General features: G+C 66.5%; 7 protein-coding genes and 1 tRNA gene. 6 read left to right on the forward strand and 2 right to left on the reverse strand.

Annotated elements, in window-relative coordinates:
* Positions 1-241 precede the first annotated feature (241 nt).
* Positions 242-317, forward strand: a tRNA-Cys gene (locus tag EA472_RS21355).
* Positions 318-421: 104 nt separating this feature from the next.
* Here EA472_RS21355 and EA472_RS21360 read toward each other — a convergent pair.
* Both EA472_RS21360 and EA472_RS21365 read right to left on the reverse strand, forming a co-directional pair.
* On the reverse strand, positions 422-685 hold the full coding sequence (locus tag EA472_RS21360; RefSeq protein WP_124193493.1) for a hypothetical protein: 264 nt from the start codon (positions 683-685) through the stop codon (positions 422-424).
* Positions 686-782: 97 nt separating this feature from the next.
* Positions 783-1,736 carry a hypothetical protein gene (locus EA472_RS21365; protein ID WP_124193494.1) on the reverse strand — a complete coding sequence of 318 codons (954 nt, stop codon included), beginning with the start codon at positions 1,734-1,736 and terminating at the stop codon, positions 783-785.
* 92 nt (positions 1,737-1,828) lie between these two features.
* Here EA472_RS21365 and rtcA point away from each other — a divergent pair, with 92 nt between their 5' ends.
* The 5 genes from rtcA to EA472_RS21395 all read left to right on the forward strand — a co-directional run bounded on the left by rtcA (position 1,829) and on the right by EA472_RS21395 (position 7,605).
* Positions 1,829-2,929, forward strand: a complete 1,101-nt coding sequence (gene rtcA / locus EA472_RS21370; RefSeq protein ID WP_124193495.1) for an RNA 3'-terminal phosphate cyclase — start codon at positions 1,829-1,831, stop codon at positions 2,927-2,929.
* 149 nt (positions 2,930-3,078) lie between these two features.
* Positions 3,079-4,032, forward strand: coding sequence for a bifunctional 2-dehydro-3-deoxygluconokinase/2-dehydro-3-deoxygalactonokinase (gene kdgK1, locus EA472_RS21375; RefSeq protein WP_124193496.1), 954 nt, complete (start codon positions 3,079-3,081; stop codon positions 4,030-4,032).
* Positions 4,033-4,101: 69 nt separating this feature from the next.
* Positions 4,102-5,541 (forward strand): dihydrolipoyl dehydrogenase family protein, encoded by a 1,440-nt coding sequence (locus EA472_RS21380; RefSeq protein ID WP_124193497.1) that lies wholly within the window; start codon positions 4,102-4,104, stop codon positions 5,539-5,541.
* A 100-nt stretch (positions 5,542-5,641) separates the two neighbouring features.
* Positions 5,642-6,817, forward strand: a complete 1,176-nt coding sequence (locus tag EA472_RS21385; RefSeq protein WP_124193498.1) for an MFS transporter — start codon at positions 5,642-5,644, stop codon at positions 6,815-6,817.
* A 266-nt stretch (positions 6,818-7,083) separates the two neighbouring features.
* On the forward strand, positions 7,084-7,605 hold the full coding sequence (locus tag EA472_RS21395) for a GNAT family N-acetyltransferase (RefSeq protein WP_124193499.1): 522 nt from the start codon (positions 7,084-7,086) through the stop codon (positions 7,603-7,605).
* Positions 7,606-7,840: the final 235 nt, after the last annotated feature.

The raw sequence follows: 7,840 nt of genomic DNA on the forward strand, positions 1-7,840 counted from the left end.
GCCTGCGTATCGGCAACTACTGGAGTGGGAGACCCTCTGGGAACGTCGGTTCGCCGCCCCACTCATACTTCATTTCCACCCCCCGACAGCAACCGCTGTCGAGGGGTGGCTCACATTGCAACCGGGGAGTGACAACAGCGATCGCCGCAGGGGGTGTGTCGAGTGACTCCGGCCGCGCCGGCGGTTTCGCCTCGTCGCCGACCGTAACGGTTATGCGCGCAACTCGACTACTCACAGATGCGCCAAGGTGGCAGAGTCCGGCCGAACGCAGCGGCCTGCAGAGCCGCCCACCGCCGGTTCAAATCCGGCCCTTGGCTCTCACACGAGACCCTACAGCCCGAGACGACTACGTCTTGGCAACGCCCCTTATTTTGGGACGGTTCATATAATTATTTACATAAACTCCCCGCGAGGAGATCGTCTACTTCGAATCGGCGTCGGACTCGTCGCTCAATTTGAGGATCTCCGCCGCCACGTCTTCCACGTGCTGCTGGTGGTCCGCCGACGTCTGTCCGCTTTGGGCCGCATCGAGTTGATCGTTGACGACTGCGTTCTGCTGTGGACCCCACGTCTCCGGCGGCTCTGACTCGAGGTATTCGACCCAGCGCTTGATACCCTCGATGCGCTGCTCGCGGTTGTGTTCGTGCTTCGCGTCGAGGCGCTTACGCGCGTTTGAGTCGCTCATATTCGGCTTCGACGTCGAGTCGCGTTACCCACTTCGACTGCGCTCGAGTCGTCGACTCGCTCCGGCGGTCGGTTCACAGCGAATCCAACGTCGCGGGTCATCGACCGGCGCTCGAGTGCGACCGGAAACGGCTGCCCGATTCGAAGCCAGTCAGCTCCTCGATGCGGGCTTCGAGCGCTTCGATCTCCGCGCGGAGTTCGTCGGCTTCGTCGTCGTCGCTCGCGGCGAGCTGGTCTTTGAGTCCCTGGAGGCGCGTCTCCTTGCGCTCGTCGTCCACCTCGGCCTTGCGGACGTACTCGCGCTCGTCGACGTCGTAGACGTCGGACTCCGTCAGTTCGGAGACCGCGAGCGCGTCGTCGACCTTCTCTGGATCGACGCTGGTGACGCGGTCGGGATCGATGCCGGCGTCCGCGAGGACGGCTCGCACCGTCTCGTCGTCTTTGAGCGATCGCGTTCGTCTGCTCGTTCGCTGAACCGAGCCGTAGGAACTCCGGACCGGTCGGTCGTGAGAGAGCCGTTCGAGGAGGACGTCCGACACGTCCGTCCGGAGGTCGTTCGCGTTTCGCTGGACGTCCGAACAGAGCGTGTAGAGGTTCACGAGGGTCTCGGTTTCGGCGTCCTCGAGCGCGGTGACGTCGTGGCGTTCGAGCGCGTCGACGAGCAACAGCGCGTCGGCGTAGACGTCCAGGTCCGGTTCCGTTCGATTCGCCGGCTCGGGGTCGTCGGAGCGTTCGACCTCGCGGACGACGGTCGCGTCCTCGCCGATCTCGAGTTCGGGATGCTGACCGAGAACGGCGGCGTAGACGTCGGCTTCGGGTGGGAGCCTGTCGAGCTCGAAGCCGTCCTCGGCGTCCGCAATCCGACGAAACAGCGTCTCGAACTGTTCGCGCTGGAGCGGACGCGCTTTCCCGTCGACGAACTCGATCACGACGCGGTGCTCCTGGACGTCGGTCACGCGAAATCGGTCGCGAGACGTCGGCGTCGTCAACGCCTCCGACGAGGACGCGTCGAGTTCTTCGAGCAGGGTGTGCCAGACCTCGTCGAACCGCATACGCGCCGTTCGCGCCACCAAAATAAAACCCTGTGGCCCGATGGTCCGCTCTCGACCCGTAACGGTACGGTGGTCGGGAACGTTTCTCCCGCATGACCGCCGTTCGTGAACTCGACGGAGCCGACGCTGGCGGACAGTTCCTGCGAACCGCACTCTCGCTCGCGGTTCTCGAGAACGACCCCGTCCGCCTCGAGAACGTCCGCGGCGATCGGCCGGTGCCCGGACTCCGCCACCAGCACTTGGCCGTTCTCGAGACGATGGTCGACCTGTGCGACGCCGACGTCGCCGGCGGCGAACTCGGCTCGGAGACGGTCGAGTTCGATCCAGGCCTCTCCGACGGGAGTCGACTGGATCGACGCGGCGACCGCCGGCCGATCCTCGAGGGAGGTGATTACGACGTCGAGATCGGAACGGCCGGCAGCGCGACGCTGCTGTTCGACGCGCTGTTGCCGCTCGCGTCGATTCTCGAGTCGCGGCTGTCGGTGACCGTTTCGGGCGGGACGGACGTGGCCTGGTCGCCGCCGCTGGATTACTTCCGGCAGGTGAAACTGCCGGCGCTCCGTCGGTTCGGACTCTCGGCGGTTTGTGAGGTCGATCGCCGCGGGTTCTACCCGGCTGGCGGCGGTCGCGCTACCGTGCGGCTCTGGCCGTCGAAACTCGATCGCCTCGAGTTGCTCGAGTCTGGCTCGCTCGAGGGCGTTCGGGTGTACTCGACCGAAGCCGCCGCGCTCGCGGATCGCGACGTCGCTCGTCGACAGGCGGAGGGTGCGCTCGAGCGGCTGTCGTCGGCGCTGGGCGGACGCGAGGCGGACGACGATCGCTCGGTACCGATCGAGGTGGTCGAGCGACGAGAGACGACCGCGGCGAGCGAGTGTCCGGGTTCGGCGATCGTGCTTCGACTCGATCACGAGGCGGGCGTCGCGGGATGTTCGGCGCTCGGCGAGCGCGGAACGCCGGCCGAACGCGTCGGCGAGACCGCCGCCGATCGCGCGATCCGACATCTCGAGGGGGGTGGGGCGGTCGATCGTCACTTGGCGGATCAACTTCTCGTGATGCTGGCGATCGCTGGCGGTGAGATGCGAATTCCGGCGATCACGGATCACGTCGCCGCTAGCCGCGAGCTGCTCGCTGCGTTCGGCGTCGGTCTCGAGTTCGACCGCGAGGCGGAGACGGTTCTCGTTTCGGTTCCGTAACCGCGATCGGTCGTCGCGATCGACCGCTGGTTTCCCGATCTTCCACGGGTATCCGATGCGCAGTCGATGACATAACTTATAGTTCGACCAACCGTTTACCAAGCTATGACCGTGTCACAGATAACTGATCGACAGCGGAGGACGAACGCGTGAGCGATCTCGTCACCTTCGGGGAGACGATGCTCCGGCTGTCGCCGCCGGATAGCCGTCGTCTCGAGACCGCGAGCGAGTTCGAGGTCTGTGCCGGCGGCGCCGAGAGTAACGTCGCTATCGCGGCGAACAAACTGGGGATTCCCTCGACCTGGCTCTCGAAGGTTCCGGAGACGCCGCTGGGACGGCGCGTCGTCGGCGAACTTCGCCAGCACGGAATCGAGACCGACGTCGTCTGGAGCCACCGCGGTCGACAGGGGACGTACTACATGGAGCGGGCGGGCAAACCGCGCGGGGCGACGGTCATCTACGACCGGGACGACACCGCCATCTCGACCGCGAAAGCTCGCGAGTTCGACATCGATCGCGTCCAGAACGCCACGGTGTTTTTCACGACGGGTATCACGCCTGCGCTCTCGTCGACGCTCCGGGATACGACCGCGAGCATGCTCAAGGCGGCCAGAAGCGGTGGCACGACTACGGCGTTCGACTTCAACTATCGGCGAAAGCTCTGGGCTCCCGACGAGGCCGAGCAGACGCTGACGAAGCTGTTTCCGGGAATCGACGTGCTCATCATCGCCGCCAGGGACGCGCGGACGGTGCTCGGGTTCGAGGGGGACCCTCGACAGCTCGCACACAAACTCGGTTCGCAGTATGACTTCCAGACGGTCGTCGTCACCCGCGGTTCGGAGGGCGCGGTCGGCTGGCACGACAGCGTCGTCCACGAACAGGACGCCTACGAGACCGACACGGTCTCGAAGATCGGGACCGGCGACGCGTTCACGGGCGCGTTCATCGCCCGCCGCCTCCACGGCGACGACGTCCCGACAGCGCTCGAGTACGCGACCGCGACCGCCGCGCTCAAGCGGACGATCCCCGGCGACGTCGCGCTCGTCTCGCAAGAGGAAGTCGAGGAGGTCGTCTCGAGCGGCGGCTCCGAACTGTCCCGGTAGCGTCGCGCTCGTGCGATCGTCGAGCCCGACCGCACCAACGCCTTTTGGGACCCCGCCCGTAGCCGGTGTATGGTCCACATCGCCGTGATCGGTGCCTACGGGAGCGCCGGCGTCGCCGTCGCCGACGAACTGCTCGCGCGGGCCGACGAACTGGACGCGGGCGACGACCTCGAACTGACGCTGATCGACGACGGCGATCCCGGCGGCGGTCTCTGCATCCTGCGGGGGTGTATGCCGTCGAAGGACGTCCTCTCGGCCGGACAGCACCTGTACCAGGCGCGTCACGATCCTCGGCTCGAGGGGACGGGCGGTCTCGCGGTCGACCCCGAGACCGTCGTCGCCCGCAAGGACGAACACGTCGCGGACTTCGCCTCCCACCGTCGCGAGCACGTCCACGACCTCGCCGAACGGGACGGCGTCGAGTTCGTCCGCGACAGCGCTCGGTTCGTCGACGATCGCACGCTCGAGATCGGCGGCGAGCGCCGGATCGAGCCCGAGTACGTCGTAATCGCCACCGGCTCCGTCCCCGCCGTCCCGTCGCTTCCCGGGATCGACGAGGTCGCCTCCTCCACCAGCGCGGACGTTCTCGACGCGACCGCGTTTCCCGACTCGGCGATCGTGATGGGGTTCGGATACGTCGGCCTCGAACTCGCGCCGTACCTCAGCGAGGTCGGAGGCGTCGACCTCACGGTGATCGAACACGACGACCACCCCCTCGACGAGGTGCAACCCGGCTACGGCGAGACGATTCTCGACCTCTACCGCGATCACTTCGGGATCGAGGTGCTGACCGACGCTCACGAGCGACGACTCGAGGCGACCGACGAGGGCGGCGTTCGGCTGTTCCTCGAACGAGATGGCGACGAGCGATCCATCGAGGCCGACCACCTCTACCTGTTCACCGGCCGTCGGCCGAACCTCGACGGGCTGGGGCTCGAGCGTACCCGCCTCGAGCCGGGCTCGGGCTGGGTGACGTCGACGATGCAGGCGGCCGACGACGAGCGAGTGTTCGTCGTCGGTGACGCGAACGATCGGGAACCGATCCTTCACGTGGCCAAAGAACAGGGGTTCGCGGCGGCGCGGAACGTGCTGGCTCATCGCCGCGGCGAGGAGTGTGAACCCTACGCCAACGTTCCTCACCACGTCATCTTCTCCGGGCTGGGCGTCTACCCGTTCGCGCGGATCGGCCACACGCCAGCGACGGCCGCCGACTCCGGGATGGATTCGATCGTCGTCACCCGCGAGGCCGGGTCCGACGGCGTGTTCCGCACGAAAAATCACCCGGAGGGACTCGCGACGCTCGTCGTCGACGCCGACAGCGGTGCCGTCATCGGCTATCAGGGATTGCACCTCCACGCCGACGTGATGGCGAAGACGATGCAGGTGATCGTCGAGATGCGACTCGACGTCCGCGAGGTTCCCGACCGCGCGTACCACCCGACGACGCCCGAGATTCTCGACGGCCTCGTCCGGGACGCGCGCGCCGAACTCGAGGCGCGCCGGGAGTGACGTGACGCGGCGAAGGATTCGACCGGAACGAAATTTCCGTAACCTAAAGTTTGATTTCGCGTTCTCGTGATGGGCAGATACGGCGACGGGCCGGTCACTGATGGGCTGGGAGTATCGGTACACGTTGTTGACGCTGTGTACGCTCGCGTTCTTCGCGACGATGGTCGCCCGACTGGCGATCAGCCCGCTCGTTCCTGCGATCACGGCCGATTTCGAGATCACGAACGCGACGATCGGTGCGGCGCTGACCGGGATGTGGCTCGCGTATGCGCTGACGCAGTTTCCGAGCGGAATTCTGGGCGATCGGTTCGGCGAGCGAGTCGTCATCCTCACGGCGGTCGGCGGCACCGCCGTCATGAGTTTCGTCCTGGCGGCAGCACCGGTGCTTGCGGTGTTCGTCGTCAGCGCCGTGATTCTGGGTGCGGTCGCGGGACTACACTACAGCGTCGCGACGTCCTTGCTGACGCGGACGTTCGACGACCGGGTCGGCATGGCGGTCGGCGTTCACACGATCGGCTCCCCCGCGGCGGGTCTGATCGCGCCGATCGCGGCCGTGTGGGTTGGTTCCGTCTACGGCTGGCGGGCCGGAGTCGCACTCGGGACGGTCGTCGCGGCACCCGTCTTCGTCCTCTTCGCCCTGCGCGCACGGGGAACCGAACCCCGCCGCCCCGACCAACCGATGTCCGAACGGATCGAACTCGAGCCGCTGGTCGCGCTCCTCTCGAAGCCGCCGATCGCGTTTACGGTCTGCATCGCCGCGATCAGCGCGTTCGTCTGGCAGGGGATCGCCTCGTTTCTTCCCACGTTTCTCGTCGAGTACCGCGGCCAGTCCGCGACGGCCGCCGGAGTGGTCTTCTCGTCGTACTTCGTCGTCCAGGCCGTCACGAAGCCCGTGATCGGCTCGCTGTCCGACGCCCACGGCCGCGACGGCGTCATCGTCGGCTGCATGGTCGCGACGGCGATCGGACTCGTCCTGTTCGTCGCGGCTCCGGGCGTTCTCGCGGTCGTCGCAGCGGTCGTGCTCGTCGGGACCGGAATGGGGTGGGCTTCGGCGGTCGAGCCGCGGTTCATGGACGAACTCACGGATCGAGAGCGCAGCGCCGGGTTCGGCCTCGTCAGAACGGTGTACCTGATCGTCGGATCGCTGGGTTCCGTCGCGGTCGGCTTCTTCGCCGACGCGTTCGGGTGGGCAACGGCGTTCGCCGTGCTGACGCTGCTTTTGCTCGCCGTCTTCGTCGCCGTCGCCGCGAACCACGTCTTCTCGCTCGAGTACTGATACGGATTGCTGTAACGATTTACCGGCGCAACCGCCGCACGGGTCGCGGTTGCGCCGGAAATGACTTACAGTAAACCGTATGGGACGCACGGCTGTCAGTCGTTGCCGTACGACTGCGGACCGGTCACGGTCGCACCGGTACGCGACGACACCGATCCTCCGAACCGACGTCGCCGACCCGGGCGTCGCAGCCTCGCTTCAGTCCCGCGATCCACCGTTCAGGAGCCGGGGTTGACCTTTTTGCCGGCGGCGGCGTAGTCGCCCCCGTGACTCGAGCGGTTCGACGGGCGACGATCGACGACGTGTGGCCGATCCACGAGACCGCGCGAGCGAGCTGGCACGCCGCGTACGACGAGTTACTCGGCGCCGAGACGGTCGACGACGTCGTCGACGAGTGGTACGGACTGGGCGACCTCGAGTCGTCGATCGTCGCCGCGACCGGTCGCGACGACGCCGAGTTTCTCGTCGTCGATCGAACGGACGACCCGGAACTGGCCGACTGCCGCGGCTTCGTCCACGCCGTGCCGTGGCCCGAAGACTCCACCGTCGCGTACGTGGTCACCCTCCACGTCAGCCCCGAGGCGTGGCGGGAGGGAACCGGAACGACGCTGCTCGCGGCGCTCGAGGAAACCGTCGGCGACTCGTTCGACGCGGTTCGACTCGCCGTCCTCGCCGACAACGAGATCGGCGTCTCGTTCGTCGAGTCGGCGTCGTTCGAACGCGTCGCGACCCGCGAGTCGGGTCTCGGAGACGAACTGCTCGAGTACGTCTACGAGAAACCGCTTTGAGGGGATCCACGCCCCCATCCCGTTTTTACTCCGGCGCGCCTGCGAGGCGTTCGAGCGACCGCGAGGACGTCTCGCTGACTCGTGAGGGACGAACGAGCGACGCGAGTGATAGTGATTAAGGAAATTATTTACCGATAGGTGTGGTAGAGTTGATAATGGGTCGGCTTGACGATATCACGCTTGAGGAACTCTACGAACTCAAGGAGCAGATCAACGAAGGGAAGCCGCGAGAACG

This window comes from Natrarchaeobius oligotrophus (assembly GCF_003841465.1).
GTDB classification, from domain to species: domain Archaea; phylum Halobacteriota; class Halobacteria; order Halobacteriales; family Natrialbaceae; genus Natrarchaeobius; species Natrarchaeobius oligotrophus.